This window comes from Rhodococcus sp. NPDC060084 (genome assembly GCF_042730335.1).
Classification (GTDB): Bacteria; Actinomycetota; Actinomycetes; order Mycobacteriales; family Mycobacteriaceae; genus Rhodococcus.
This window is the reverse complement of record NZ_JBHWWX010000014.1, coordinates 1-14,007: the sequence shown is the minus strand read 5'-3', so window position 1 is coordinate 14,007 and position 14,007 is coordinate 1. Positions and strand designations below refer to the sequence as shown.

The following is a 14,007-nucleotide window of genomic DNA, read 5'->3' as shown; positions in this document are numbered from 1 at the left end:
CTAGAGCCCCAGATCCTTCGAGATGATCGTCTTCATCACTTCGCTGGTGCCGCCGTAGATTCGGGTGACGCGGGTGTCCGCGTACAGGCGGGCGATGGGGTACTCGGTGATGTACCCGTAGCCGCCGTGCAATTGGAGACACTTGTCGATCACGCGCCCGGCGACCTCGGTGCAGAACAGTTTTGCACGAGCGGCATCGGCGACGCTCAGTTCCTTGCGGTCGAGAAGTTCGAGACAGTGGTCGACGTAGACGCGGGCGGCCTGGGTCTCCGCGGAGCACTCGGCGAGGACGAATTTGGTGTTCTGGAACGCGGCGACCGGCTTCCCGAAAACTTTGCGGTCCCTGGTGTACGCGAGTGCGTGCGCAATCGCGGCTTCGGCGAAGCCGACCTGGTTGAGCGCGATACTCAATCGCTCCTGCGGCAGGTTGTGGGTGAGGTATCCGAAGCCGGCACCCTCCTCGCCGAGAAGGTTTTCGGCGGGAACGCGAACGTCGTTGTACGACAGTTCGGCCGTGTCCTGCTGGTGCAGGCCGATCTTGTCGAGTTTGCGCCCGACGGAGAATCCTTCGGTGTCGGTGGGCACGGCGATGATCGACAGTCCCCCTCGACGGTTCTCCGGGTCGAACGGCGAAGTCCGGCACACCGTGAGGATCAGGTCGGCCGTCACCCCGCCCGTGATGAAGGTCTTCGCTCCGTTGACGATGTAGTGCGAGCCGTCGTCCGACAACTTTGCGGTGGTCGCGATGTTGGCGAGGTCGGAACCGGTACCCGGTTCGGTCATTGCGATGGCCGTCATGATCGAGCCGTCCGCGAAGCCCGGAAGCCAGCGCTTCTTCTGCTCCTCGGTGGCGTATTCGAGCAGGTACGGCAGGATCAGGCACGCATGAACGGTGTACGAGCCGAACGAGACTCCGGCGCGGGCCACCTCTTCGAACACGATGGTGTTGTAGACGAAGCTCGATTCTCCGCCCCCACCGAACTCCTCGGGTACCTGGATGCCCAGAACGCCGAGTTCACCGAGCCGGGTGAAGAATTCGCGCGGGGGACGTCCGAGTTCGTCCCACTCCTCGCGGTGCGGAACGACTTCCTTTTCGATGAAGTCCCGCAACATCTTCCGGAATTGCTCGTGCTCTTCGGTCATGATCGTGCGTTGCATGGTGCGTCCTTCGAACGGCGCTGAGGCGGGTCAGTTACCCGTGAAGTTGCCCGGGCGGCGTTCGAGGAACGCGGAGAGGGCCTCACGGTGGTCTTGGGTGTGGTGTGACAGTGCTTGCAGGGAGGCAGAGAGTTCGAGCAGGGTATCGAGGTCCACGCGCTGGCCCTCGCGGAGAAGCTTTTTCGTCATGCGCAGCGCGTTCGGCGGATTGACCGCGACCCGAGCGGCCAGTGCGTTCGCCGCCCCGAGCAGTTCTTCGGGTTCGACGACCTGCGACACCATGCCCCATTCGAGTGCGGTCGCGGCGTCCACGCGATCTCCGGTGAACGCCATTTCGGCGGCGCGGGCAGCACCGACCGCGCGGGGCAGCAGCCACGCGCCGCCGTCACCGGGGATGATGCCGAGCTTGACGAAACTTTCGGCGAAGAACGCCTTCGTGGAGGCAATTCGCATGTCGCACATCATCGCCAGGTCGCACCCCGCGCCGACGGCCGGGCCGTTGACGGCAGCGATGATCGGTACCTCGCAGTGGTAGATCGCTTTGGGCAGCCGCTGGATGCCGCGGCGGTAGCCCTCCCGGAGCGCGTGCGGCGCGCCCGCGAACATTCCGGCGCGCTCGTCCATGTCCTTGACGTTGCCGCCGGCGGAGAAGGCGCTTCCGGCACCGGTGAGGACCACCACGCGGGTCTCGATGTCGTTGTTCGCTTCGTCGACCAGATTCACGAGGCGCTCGACGACGTCGTCTCCCGAGATCGGGTTGCGGGCATCGGGAAGGTTGATCGTCCACGTGACGACGTTTCCGTTGCGCTCACTGAGTACGACGTCCTGCGCTGTCGTCATAGGGGTCGTGGTCCTTCCGTCGCCGAGGTGGCCCGAACCGTGATTTGGTCGAACGATCGTTAAACTACGGACACGGCACGCGACTGTAAAGGCCCCGAGCGGTGTCCGGTCAGTCGGGCAGGCTCATGCCCGATTCGGCAATTCGTATGCGAACCTCGTCGGGGAAGACGTTGCGGAACACGAACGGATCCCGGCCCAGGACCCATCCGGGCGCGAGCGCCGTGGCGTACCGCTCGAAGTACCCGAGTTGTTTTCCGAAGAGGACGAGTTCCTCGGGGCTCGAGGTGTTCCATTTGCGGCCGAGCGACACGAGAGCGCCTATCAACTCGCTCAGACGCAACTCCCCCATGTCCCGGCCGAGCAGCGGCCCGAAGGTGTCGGCCACTTGCCGGCCCACCTCCACATCGTCGAGGTCGAGATCCGCCGCGACACCCAGCGCCCGCACACTGCGGGCCACCTCGGTGAAATCTCCCTCGAGCAGTGCGGCCCGGAACAGCGAGCGGAGCAACTCGCGCCATTTCTCGGGCAACTCGCCGACGATCCCGAAGTCGAGCAGTGCGACCCGGCCGTCGTCGAGGAGCCAGAGATTTCCCGCGTGCACGTCCCCGTGGAAAGGCCCGTGGCACAGCACCGCCTCGATCCACACCTTCACTCCCCGTCGCACGAGCAGCGCGGTGTCGATACCGTCCTGCCCCGGGACGACACGGTCGAGCGGTCGGCCGCTGAGCCGTTCCATGCAGATCACACGCGGGCCGCACCAGTCCCAGTACACCTCGGGGACCGTCACGAATCTGTTGTCGCCGAAGGCCGCGATGTTGCGCCGGAACCGGTCCTGCCGGTCCGCCTCGACCGTGGCGTTGAGTTCGGTCATGGTCGCGTTGTAGAGGTCGCGGATGATCGCGGGGGTGTTCGCGATGCGAAAGAACTCGAATACCTGCAACATTCGTGCGCCGACATACGCGGCACGGAGGTCGACGAGCATACGATGCGCGATCCCCGGTCGCTGCACCTTCACCACAGCACGTCGTCCGTCGCGCAGCACGCAGCCGTGTACCTGCGCGACGGAAGCCGCGGCGAGCGGCACGTCCTCGAACGACAGGAACATCTCGTCGATCGGGTGGCCGAGATCCGCTTCGATGACCGCGCGCGCTTCGGCGGACGGAAAGGTGGGGACGTCGTCCAGCATCCGCAGGCAGGCATCCGCGAGAGCGACCGGGAACAGCCCCGGCGACGAGGCGACCAGCTGGCCGAGCTTCACGAAAGTGGGCCCGAGGTGCTCGAACGCGTCGACCGTTCCGTGCGCGGCAGCAGCGACAACGCCGCGGCCACGCGGACGGACAACCCAGCGCAGTACCGCCCACAGCACGAACGTCACGAGAACGACGCCCACCACCACGGCGCGGCCGAGTTCGGCGAGCCCGAATCGGTCGAGCGGCGGCCGGTCCACCCGCAGGGCCTCGGGTGACGGGCCGCCCGAACACGGCCCCACGGGTCCGCGAGGCGAGGGGTGCGCCTCCCCCACGGTCACCTCCGATGCCTGGTCGCGCAGTGTGTGATCCTGCACCGCGTGCCCCCACTCCTTCACCGACGCGCGCACCCGACGGCGCGGCTGTGAGCACGGTACCCGGAGAGGTGCCCAGGATCGAGAGGCACGAACGCTCGAACGTGAGTTCTCGGGGTATTTCTCAGGGTATTTCTCAGGGTGTTCTGTGTCGGTACCCACGACTACCCTTTGACGGGTAGTCGTTCGGGCCGACGAATCGGAGTGGGTGCGGTATGGCAGAACAACTTCTCCCCGGTCCCCCCGGCGCTGTCGCCGACGAGACCGATTTCATGGGGCTGGCCGAGCCGTTCCGGCGCGAGCTTCTCGCCCATTGTTACCGCATGAGCGGGTCGCTCCACGATGCCGAAGACCTCGTGCAGGAAACGTATCTCCGAGCATGGCGCGGGTACGACAATTTCGGCGGTCGCTCGTCGCTGCGCACATGGTTGCACCGCATCGCGACCAACGTCTGTCTCACTGCGCTCGAGGGTCGGAAACGCCGTCCGCTGCCCACCGGTCTCGGTGCGCCCAGTTCCGACCCCGCAGACGATCTCGTGGTCCGCCAAGAGGTTCCCTGGCTCGAACCCATCCCCGGCACCTACACCGACGACGGGCGGACCGACGATCCGTCCGATCCGGCAACGATCGTCGCGTCGCGCGATTCGATCCGGCTCGCCTTCGTCGCGGCGCTGCAGCATCTGTCCGCACGGCAACGCGCGGTGCTCCTGCTGCGCGATGTCCTGCAGTGGCGCGCGGCCGAGGTTGCCACGGCGCTCGACACGTCGACAGCCGCGGTCAACAGTCTGCTCCAGCGTGCCCGCGCGCAGTTGAAAGATGCTCAGGTCACGTCCGATCGGCCGACCGAACCCGAGAGCGCGGAGGCCAAGGCCCTCGTGGAGCGGTGGGTCGAAGGGTTCGAGAAGTACGACATCGACTCGCTCGTCGACATGCTCACGAAGGACGCGATCTGGGAGATGCCGCCGTTCGACGGCTGGTACCAGGGCGCCGACGCCATCGTCACCCTCATCAAGCTCAATTGTCCGGCGAAGGGCCCCGGCGACCAGGTCATGCTGCCCACAACCGCAAACGGTCAGCCTGCGCTCGGGCTCTACATGCGCGGGGAGGACGGCGTGCACCGCCCTTTTCAGCTCCAGGTTCTCGACATTGTCGGCGGGAAAGTCGCGCATGCCACGGCCTTCTTCGCCGATGACACCACCGCCCTGTTTGCCCGGTTCGGCCTGCCGGCGTTCCCGACGACCCGAAGCTGAGACACATTTCCGCACCGTGCCCCGACCGCGCGCAGCGGCTACCCGAGACACCCGGTGATCGGTGCCCCTGATAGAGAAGGGGACATGATCACCGACGCGGCGCCGTTCCCGCTCGACCGACCCACCACGTTCACAGGCATCGGCCTGTCGATCACAGGCGACAACGAGATAGCGGTATCGCAGCCCGTCGGTCCCCGCTACCTCGACCACCGTGGACAGACGACCATCGGCTCGGTCGGTGTGCTCACCGACGTGTCCGTGGGTGCGGCTGTCGCAGTCGCGCGGTTGCACGCCACCGGTGAACGACCACAGTCCGTGATGTCCCAGATCACCGCGTCGACGGCCCACCCGTTCCCCGTCACGGGGGCAGTCTCGGGACGTGGCCGCAGCGTCTACTTCGACGACACCACCGGACTGGCAGAAGCGACCCTGTTCGACGACGACGGCAACCCCGTGATGCACCTGACCGGACGGTCGATCGTGGTGGGACGCGCACCGTCCGACGCACTTCGCGCGCCGGATGTCACTCACGCCGCTGCCACCGGCACCGAGCCCGGGCCGTGCGCGGACCCCGGCGTACTCGCCGAACTGGGTGGTCTCGAGATCGTCGCCGGTATCGCCGCGGAGACCGTGCCCCGTGGCCCGTTGGCGGAACTACTGGGACTGACCCTCACCGCCGTCGAGCACGGCACGGTGCAGGGCGAGATCGTCCCGCTCGCATGGATGGCCAATCCGATCGCCTCCGTCCACGGCGGCGTGCTCATGTCGATGGCGGAGATCGTGTCCGGTCTGGCCGCACAGACCCTCACCGGCGTCGGCGGCCGATACCGGCTTCTCCAGATCAGTGCCGACTATCTGCGTTCCCCTGCCGCACCGGGCCCTGCCGTGCAGATCAAGTCGGAGGTAACCCGCGCCGGGCGCCGCCTCGCCTCGATCGAGACGGTGATCTGCGGTGCGGACGGCACCGTGTATGTGCGTGCCCGCGCGAACGCTCAGCTCTTCCCCGGCGTCTAGGCGGTACGGCGTCGCCAGGACCGGGACCGTGTGATCACCCGGCTCGGCGTGCCGCCGCCACGGCTGTCGCGCCGAGGCGGGGGAAACGCCCGTCGGAGATTGTCGTGAACGTGTTACCCAGCCGATTCGTGACGAACGCGACCGACAGTCCCGTCTCGGGATCGGCGAAGGCCCCGGACCCGCCGAAGCCGTAGTGACCCACGGATCGGAGCGGCTGATGCCTCGAGGCAACCCAGCCCGGGTGATACCCGAGACGCCAGTTGGCCCGGATTCCGAGTACGTAATCGCGGCCTCGGGTCTGAACCTCGGTCAACTGCCGGACGGTGTCTTCCTCCAGGAAGCGGACATCGTCGATCGCCCCGCCGCAGGCGATGGCCGCGTACATCCGGGCCAGCGCCCGGGCGGTGAAAACGCCGTTCCAGCCCGGCATCACGGAATCGTGCGCCCGGGGGCTTCGCATCAACTCGTCGAATCCCTCGGCCATGCCGGCCTCGGCGATTCCACGCAGACCGGGTGTCCTGGCGAGTACCGCGCCTGCGGTGGCCCACGGGGCGGGCAGAAAATTGATCTTGGGGAAGACTCGCGCGATGCGATGACGCTGGTCCTGCGGCACCCGGTACCAGAACTCATCCATTCCGAGCGGCTCGGCAATTTCGGTGCGGACGAGTTCCTCGAACGATTTCCCGGACGCGCGCGCCGCTACCTCCGCAACGAGGTTTCCGTAGGTGACGGCGTGATAGCCGGGTCCGGCCAATCGACGCGCGTCCGGCGGCGCGGCGGCGAGCGCGGCAGCGACGGCCTCGGAGTCGAGCAACCCGAAGCGCCCCGGAACGAGTCCCCGCGCCTTGTGCAGCCCGGCGCGGTGGGACATCAGCTCACGAACGGTGATGGCGTCCTTGCCTGCGGCGGCGAACTCCGGCCAATACTGCGCCACGGGGCTGTCGTACTTGACGAGCCCTCGCTCGGCGAGGCGGTGGAGAACCGTGCTGGCGACTCCCTTCCCCGTCGAGAAGGACAGCACCACCGTGTCCCGTTTCCACCGCTTGTCGCGGGCGGCCCACCCGGCCCAGATGTCGAGAACGCATTCGCCGTGCAGGTAACACGTCAGTGCACCGCCACCTTGACCGGGCGAAAAGAACATCCGGAAGAACTGATCCGCGACCGGCATGAAGCGCGGGTCGACCACCATCTGCGTGGCCGGTATGTCGTTCTCGGTCATGCCACCCGTGCTCCTAGCGCTACCGTCGCGAACCGCTGTCCCCCGCACGATCGTAGGAGCCGCGCACCACGGGCGTGGAGGTTCTCCGCGTTCGGGTGGGCGTCTGCACCTCCCGGGGAATCGGTGTAAGGATGGAGCCCATGACCATCGCGCCACATTCGGAGATCCGCTCCGGCATCGATCTCGAACATGTCGACGAGCACGTCCGGCCCCAGGACGACCTGTTCGAGCACGTCAGCGGGCGATGGCTCGCCGAACACGAGATTCCGGCCGATCGCGCTCTCGACGGCGCGTTCCGCACGCTCGCCGACAAAGCCGAGGTCGACGTCCGGTCGATCATCGAGGAGGCTGCGGCGTCGAGCGCCGAACCCGGCACCGATGCGCAGAAGATCGGTGACCTGTTTGCGAGTTTCATGGATATCGATTCGATCGAGGCCGCGGGCATGGCTCCGATCTCCGCGGAACTGGCTGCGATCGCGGGCGCGCCCGATCGCGCTGCACTCGCGTCGGTCCTCGGCGAACTTCAGCGAGTCGGTGTCAGCGGGGCGCTCGCGCACTACGTGGACACCGACTCGAAGAACTCGCAGCGTTATCTGATCCACGTCGCGCAGGGCGGACTCGGCCTTCCCGACGAGTCGTACTACCGGGAGGAGCGGTACGCCGCCATCCGCGACTCGTACACCGGGCACATCGGCCGTATGTTCACCCTCGCCGGCCTCGACCACGACCCTGCGCGGGTGGTCGCTCTGGAGACCGCGCTTGCTGCCGGGCACTGGGATGTCGTCACACGCCGCGACGCCGACCTGACCTACAACCTGGTCACGCTCGAATCGTTGATCGCCGATCTGCCCGGGTTCGAGTGGACGGACTGGATCACGGCCACCGGTGCGACCGCCGGGCAATGGTCCGAGATCGTCGTGCGGCAGCCCAGTTTCCTCGAGGTGTTCACGCAGTTGTGGACCGACCAGTCGCTCGACGACTGGAAGGCGTGGGCGGCATGGCGGGTGCTTCGGGCACGTGCCCCGTACCTTTTCTCGGCAATCGTCGACGAGAACTTCGCGTTCTACGGACGCGAACTCACCGGCGCTCAGGAGATCCGCGCTCGGTGGAAGCGCGGCGTGTCGCTGGTGCAGGACCTGCTCGGTGAGGCCGTCGGCAAGATCTACGTCGAGCGGCATTTCCCTGCCGAGGCGAAGACCCGGATGCAGGTGCTCGTCGACAACCTCACAGAGGCGTACCGGCAGAGCATCACCGACCTCGAGTGGATGAGCCCGGAGACCCGCCGGGCGGCACTGCGCAAGCTCGACAAGTTCACCCCCAAGGTCGGGTATCCGGACAGGTGGCGGGACTATTCGGCGGTGTCCATCGCTGCCGACGACCTCGTCGGCAACTACCGCAGCGGGTATGCCGCGGAGTACGACCGCGATCTCGCCAAGCTCGGCGGTCCGGTCGATCGTGACGAGTGGTTCATGACCCCGCAGACGGTCAATGCCTACTACAACCCGGGAATGAACGAGATCGTCTTCCCGGCAGCGATTCTGCAGCCCCCGTTCTTCGATCTCCACGCCGACGACGCCGCGAACTACGGCGGGATCGGTGCGGTGATCGGGCACGAGATCGGACACGGATTCGACGACCAGGGTGCCAAGTACGACGGGGACGGAAACCTCGAGAATTGGTGGACCGACTCGGATCGTGAGGAATTCGGTAAGCGCACCGCACAACTGATCGCGCAGTACGACACGTTCGAGCCGAAGGCATTGCCCGGACATCACGTCAACGGGAAGTTCACGATCGGCGAGAACATCGGCGATCTCGGCGGCCTCTCGATCGCCCTGAAGGCGTACGCGATCGCACTCGACGGCCGCCCTGCGCCCGTCATCGACGGGCTGACCGGACTGCAGCGCGTGTTCTTCGGCTGGGCTCAGGTGTGGCGCACCAAGGTCCGCGACGAAGAGGCGCTCCGCCGACTCGCCGTCGATCCGCATTCGCCGCCCGAGTTCCGGTGCAACGGGGTCGTCCGGAACATCGACGAGTTCTACCGGGCGTTCGACGTGCGGGAAGGCGACGGCCTCTACCTCGACCCGTCGGAGCGCGTGAAAATCTGGTGATCGATACGCGAAAGCCCCCATGTTCTTTCCGAACATGGGGGCTTTCGTGGTGTCGTCAGCCGAGGTGCGAGCTGGGCACCGGGACGCCGCGCGCGTGGAACCACGGGATGGGGTCGGTCTTGACGCCGTTGGGCAGCCACACTTCGTAGTGGAGGTGCGGTCCGGTGGACTGGCCGCGGTTACCCATCGTCGCGATCACGTCGCCGGCACGCACGTGCTGACCGACCGAGACCAGGGACTGGTCGATGTGCCCGAACACTCCGATCGTTCCGTCGTCCTGAGCGATGCGAACCCACAGTCCGAATCCCGTGGCCGGGCCGGTCTCGATCACGACACCGTCGGTCACCGACACGATGGGGGTACCGATCGAGTTGGCGATGTCGATGCCGTTGTGGTTGGTGCCCCACCGCGCGCCGAAGCCGGAGGTGAGAGTGCCCGCGGCGGGGAACGCCAGTGCGGGGCGACGCGCAGCCTCTTCGCGTGCGGCCTGTTCGGCTGCCTCGCGGGCGAGCCGATCGGCTTCCTCGTGCGCGATACGATCGGCCTCGGCCTGCAGGGCGGCGGCTTCGTCGGCGATCCGCTGTGCGTCACGCTCCGACGCACGCCGCAACTTCTCGGCGTAGTCGGTGGACTCGAACCCGGGGACAGTCAGGACCTGGGGTGCGGTGGACAGTGCCGTCGTCGCGATGCCCGTCCATGCCGGGCCGGTCTCCAGGCGGGACGGTCCGCCCGCAGCGTTCGCCGCTGTGGTTCCGCCGGCGGTGACGGCACCGGTCACGAGGACCACGGCTGCCCAACGGCCGACACGTGCGGCCGTGGTGAGGCCGTGGGATGCACGGGTGGCGTGGTCGAGGTGTTCCGAAGTGTGTGACAAAGCTGCGATCCCTCTTGGTCGTCCCCTGATAACGAACTGATTACGAGATCATCACGATAGCGCCGATTTTACGGATTTCCGGCGCGGCGTCTTGACACGATCGTTGTAAAAAGTGGCTCAGGTTACGAAAAAGAGATCTCTCCAGTCACACAAACCTCAGTCGGTTCGCGAGGTCTCGGAGGTTTCGGCCGAAAAGTGACCGAGGTCACGCGTCCAACAGGTTTCAGCGCGCCCGATTCATCACTTTTTCGGCTGCTTCCCAGTGCGCGTCGGCTACCCACAGGCGAGCGAAGGCGTCGACGGCTTCGGCCGGAGTCGCCCCGTTCATCACTCGTTTGATCGACGCGGACGAGTCGTTGGCGAGCGCGCGGCCGAGCGCGCGCCACCCTTCGTCGAACGTCTCGCGCGGGAGGACACGATCGACGAGTCCCACTCGCTCGGCTTCTTCGGCACGGAGGATGGTGCCGGAACCCGCCAGCATCAGAGCCCTGCCCCTGCCCACGAGCGACGCGAGCCGTTCTGCCCCACCCCACGCGGGCATGATCGCGAGCGTGGACTGATTGAACCCGATCCTGATGTCGTCGGCGGCGACCCGGATATCCGCGGCCACCGCGACCTCGGCACCCCCGCCGAGCGCATGCCCGTTCAGTGCCGCAACGACGGGCGCGGGGAACTCCGCGATCCGATCACAGATCGCCCGCATCTGGCGCGCCATCTCGGCGGCCTCCTCATGGGTGCGCAGTTTTGCCAGTTCCTTGAGATCACCGCCCGATACGAAAGCCTTGTCGCCCGCACCTCGGATGACCAGCGCACGCGCGCCGGCAGCGGCGTCGAGAACCTTCTCGAGCTGGTCCATGGTCTCGGGCGCAATCGCGTTGCGGGCGTGGGGGCGATCGATCGTGACAATCGCCAGTCCGTCTTCGAGTTCGAGATCGACCATAGCTCTGTTCTCCAAATTGATATTGGAATTCTGGAAATCGGAGAATAACATGCTCGCATATGACCGAAGCCGACTCCGAGCGCTGCGACGCACGGCAGAGCGGTCTCACCCCTTGACCTTGGAGCTCCCACGATGCGGCAGTTGCCCCCCGAATTGGTCGAACGCTACGAGCACGAAGGGTGGTGGACACGCGAGACCATCGGCGACATGCTGGCTCGTGGCCTGAAGGCCGCCCCGGACATCGAGTTCCGGGTCCACTCCGACGTGCGGCCCTGGTCGGGAACAGTCGGTGAGGTCGAAATCGTCGCGCGTCGTCTCGCTGCAGGCCTGCGCCGGCGCGGCGTCGGCCCCGGTGACGTGGTGGCGTTCCAGTTGCCGAACTGGATGGAAGCGGCCGCCGTCTTCTGGGCGACGTCCTTCCTCGGCGCGACCGTGGTGCCGATCGTGCACTTCTACGGCCGCAAGGAACTCGGGTTCATCCTGCGCGAGTCCTCGCCCAAGGTCTTCGTGTGCGCCGAGCGGTTCGGGTACACCGAGTACCAGCCCGACCTCTGCGCCGACATCCCGATCGTCGGCGTGGTCGGGCGCGATTTCGACGACCTGCTCGACGCCGAACCCTTCGAAGGCGTTCTCCCCACCGACCCCGCGGCGCCGGCACTGCTCGCCTTCACCTCCGGCACCACGAGTGATCCCAAAGGCGTGGTCCACAGCCACCGCACCCTCGGATTCGAGACGCGGCAACTCGCCGCCCGCTATCCCGCCGACCGGGGCACGCAGCTCACAGGCGCACCGGTGGGGCACTTCATCGGCATGGTCAATGCCTTCCTGATCCCTCTGCTCGACAACTCCCCCATCAACCTGCTCGACGTGTGGAACCCCGCTCGCGCAATCGAACTCATGGAGAGCGACGGCCTGGTCATCGGCGGCGGCGCGACCTATTTCGTCACCAGCCTCCTCGATCACCCGGACTTCGATCCCGGCCGGCACCTGAAGTACATGAAGTACGCCGGTCTCGGCGGCTCGACAGTTCCGGCCGCGGTGACCCGCCGGCTCGACTCGCTCGGGATCACCGTGTTCCGGGCGTACGGGAGCACCGAGCATCCGTCGATCACGAGTTCGCTGGTGACCCATCCCGTCGACAAGCGGCTCTTCACCGACGGCTGCGTCTCACCGGGAGTCGAGATCCGCCTCACCGAGGACGGCGAGATCCTGAGCCGCGGACCGGATCTCTGCATGGGCTACACCGACCCCGAACTCACTGCCCGCATGTTCGACGAGGACGGGTGGTACCACACGGGCGACATCGGGGTGCTGGACGACGACGGCTTCCTGACGATCACCGACCGTAAGGCCGACTTCATCATCCGGGGCGGCGAGAACATCAGCGCCCTCGAGGTGGAAGAAGTACTGCTCACGCTTCCGTCGGTTGCGGAGGCCGCGGTCGTCTCCGCCCCCGACGAGCGCCTGGGTGAACATGCTGCGGCCGTACTGAGGCTTCATCCGGGGCACGCGATGCCCACGCTCGACGAGTTGCGCGAACACTTCCGGGCCTCGGGTATCGCGAAGCAGAAGTGGCCCGAGGAACTGCACGAAGTGACGGAGTTCCCCCGCACCGCGAGCGGCAAGATCCAGAAGTTCCGGGTGCGCGGGGATATTGCGGCCTCCCGCGGAAGAGAATAGTATTCTCACAACAGGAGAAGGAGGATCTATGTCACCGAAAGAATTGCCGTATCCGCTGTTCGATGCGGACAACCACCTGTACGAGACCGAGGAAGCCCTCACCAAGTTCCTCCCGGAGAAGTACAAGGGCGCCATCAAGTACGTGCAGGTCGACGGCCGCACGAAGATCGCGATCCGCAATCAGATCAGCGAGTACATCCCCAACCCCACCTTCGAGGTGGTCGCTCGTCCCGGAGCGATGGAGGACTACTTCAAGAACGGCAATCCCGAGGGCAAGAGCAAGCGGGAGATCTTCGGCAAGCCGATGAAGTCGATCGACGCCTTCCGTGAACCCGCTGCGCGTCTCGAGCTCATGGACGAACTCCAGATCGACCGCACTCTGATGTTCCCGACGCTGGCCAGCCTCGTCGAAGAGCGCATGCGCGACAACCCCGAGCTGATCCACGCGGTCGTCCACTCACTCAACCAGTGGCTGTACGAGACCTGGGGATTCAACTACAAGGACCGCATCTTCACCGTCCCGGTCATCAGCCTGCCGATCGTCGACAAGGCGATCGAAGAGCTCGAGTGGTGTGTCGAGCGCGGCGCGAAGGCGATCCTCGTCCGGCCCGCACCGGTTCCCGGCTACAAGGGTCCGCGCTCGTTCGCGCTCCCGGAGTTCGATCCGTTCTGGAAGCGCGTCGTCGAACTCGACGTCCTGGTCACCCAGCACTCGTCCGACAGTGGCTACGCACGGTACAACCAGGAATGGGACGGCACGGGCGAAGAAATGCTCCCGTTCGTCACGAACGCGTTCCGCATGGTCAGCGAATGGCGTCCGATTCAGGATGCCGTGGCGTCGTGGGTCTGCCACGGTGCACTGTTCCGATTCCCCGAGCTGCGGATCGCAGTCATCGAGAACGGCGCGTCCTGGCTGCCGCACGTGCTGCAGACCCTCGCCGACGTCTACAAGAAGGCCCCCGAGGGCTTCGGCATGCAGGACCCGGTCGCAGCGATCAAGAAGAGCATCCACGTCAGCCCGTTCTGGGAAGAGGACTTCAGCAAGCTGACGGCCCTCATCGGTGCCGAGCGCGTGCTCTTCGGGTCCGACTACCCCCACCCCGAGGGACTGGCCGAGCCGACCAGCTACATCGACCACATCCAGCATCTTCCCCTCGAGGATCAGAAGCTGGTCATGGGTGGCAATCTCGCGAGGCTGCTGAAGGTATGACCTGGCGGACCATCCCCGAGATGGTCCTCAGCACGGACGACCGCTTCGGCGGTTCCGAAGCGGGCGGGGGCGGGGGCCGCCGGCGCAACATCACCCAGCTCAACCCCCGCCAACGCCCGGCCGCCGGAGCAATAGCCCCCGCCGGCCAAG

At 66.3% G+C, this 14,007-nt stretch carries 11 protein-coding genes; 5 read left to right on the top strand and 6 right to left on the bottom strand.

The window, feature by feature from the left end:
* The 3 genes from ACFWBU_RS10255 to ACFWBU_RS10245 all read right to left on the bottom strand — a co-directional run bounded on the left by ACFWBU_RS10255 (position 1) and on the right by ACFWBU_RS10245 (position 3,526).
* The gene (locus tag ACFWBU_RS10255; protein ID WP_378528178.1) at positions 1–1,158 is read right to left on the bottom strand and encodes an acyl-CoA dehydrogenase family protein; all 1,158 of its coding nucleotides are present in this window, start codon (positions 1,156–1,158) and stop codon (positions 1–3) included.
* A 30-nt stretch (positions 1,159–1,188) separates the two neighbouring features.
* Positions 1,189–1,998, bottom strand: coding sequence for a crotonase/enoyl-CoA hydratase family protein (locus ACFWBU_RS10250; RefSeq protein WP_169622067.1), 810 nt, complete (start codon positions 1,996–1,998; stop codon positions 1,189–1,191).
* Between the two features lie 109 nt (positions 1,999–2,107).
* On the bottom strand, positions 2,108–3,526 hold the full coding sequence (locus ACFWBU_RS10245; protein WP_296550748.1) for an AarF/ABC1/UbiB kinase family protein: 1,419 nt from the start codon (positions 3,524–3,526) through the stop codon (positions 2,108–2,110).
* A 248-nt stretch (positions 3,527–3,774) separates the two neighbouring features.
* Here ACFWBU_RS10245 and ACFWBU_RS10240 point away from each other — a divergent pair, with 248 nt between their 5' ends.
* The gene (locus ACFWBU_RS10240; RefSeq protein WP_169622065.1) at positions 3,775–4,809 is read left to right on the top strand and encodes a sigma-70 family RNA polymerase sigma factor; all 1,035 of its coding nucleotides are present in this window, start codon (positions 3,775–3,777) and stop codon (positions 4,807–4,809) included.
* 84 nt (positions 4,810–4,893) lie between these two features.
* Positions 4,894–5,823, top strand: a complete 930-nt coding sequence (locus ACFWBU_RS10235) for a PaaI family thioesterase (RefSeq protein WP_169622064.1) — start codon at positions 4,894–4,896, stop codon at positions 5,821–5,823.
* 34 nt (positions 5,824–5,857) lie between these two features.
* Here the strand turns inward: ACFWBU_RS10235 and ACFWBU_RS10230 are convergent, their stop codons facing one another.
* Positions 5,858–7,042 (bottom strand): serine hydrolase domain-containing protein, encoded by a 1,185-nt coding sequence (locus ACFWBU_RS10230; protein ID WP_169622063.1) that lies wholly within the window; start codon positions 7,040–7,042, stop codon positions 5,858–5,860.
* A 140-nt stretch (positions 7,043–7,182) separates the two neighbouring features.
* On the opposite strand from ACFWBU_RS10230, the gene ACFWBU_RS10225 reads away from it, so the two are divergent.
* On the top strand, positions 7,183–9,153 hold the full coding sequence (locus ACFWBU_RS10225; RefSeq protein WP_378528177.1) for a M13 family metallopeptidase: 1,971 nt from the start codon (positions 7,183–7,185) through the stop codon (positions 9,151–9,153).
* A 55-nt stretch (positions 9,154–9,208) separates the two neighbouring features.
* On the opposite strand, the gene ACFWBU_RS10220 is transcribed toward ACFWBU_RS10225, so the two are convergent.
* Positions 9,209–9,940 (bottom strand): M23 family metallopeptidase, encoded by a 732-nt coding sequence (locus ACFWBU_RS10220; protein ID WP_296550747.1) that lies wholly within the window; start codon positions 9,938–9,940, stop codon positions 9,209–9,211.
* Positions 9,941–10,250: 310 nt separating this feature from the next.
* Entirely contained in the window at positions 10,251–10,967 is a 717-nt protein-coding gene (locus tag ACFWBU_RS10215) for an enoyl-CoA hydratase/isomerase family protein (RefSeq protein ID WP_169622060.1), read from the bottom strand.
* A 132-nt stretch (positions 10,968–11,099) separates the two neighbouring features.
* Between ACFWBU_RS10215 and ACFWBU_RS10210 the strand changes: the two genes are divergently transcribed.
* Both ACFWBU_RS10210 and ACFWBU_RS10205 read left to right on the top strand, forming a co-directional pair.
* The gene (locus ACFWBU_RS10210; RefSeq protein WP_169622059.1) at positions 11,100–12,647 is read left to right on the top strand and encodes an AMP-binding protein; all 1,548 of its coding nucleotides are present in this window, start codon (positions 11,100–11,102) and stop codon (positions 12,645–12,647) included.
* A gap of 28 nt (positions 12,648–12,675) precedes the next feature.
* The gene (locus tag ACFWBU_RS10205; protein WP_169622058.1) at positions 12,676–13,857 is read left to right on the top strand and encodes an amidohydrolase family protein; all 1,182 of its coding nucleotides are present in this window, start codon (positions 12,676–12,678) and stop codon (positions 13,855–13,857) included.
* The last annotated feature ends 150 nt before the right edge of the window (positions 13,858–14,007 follow it).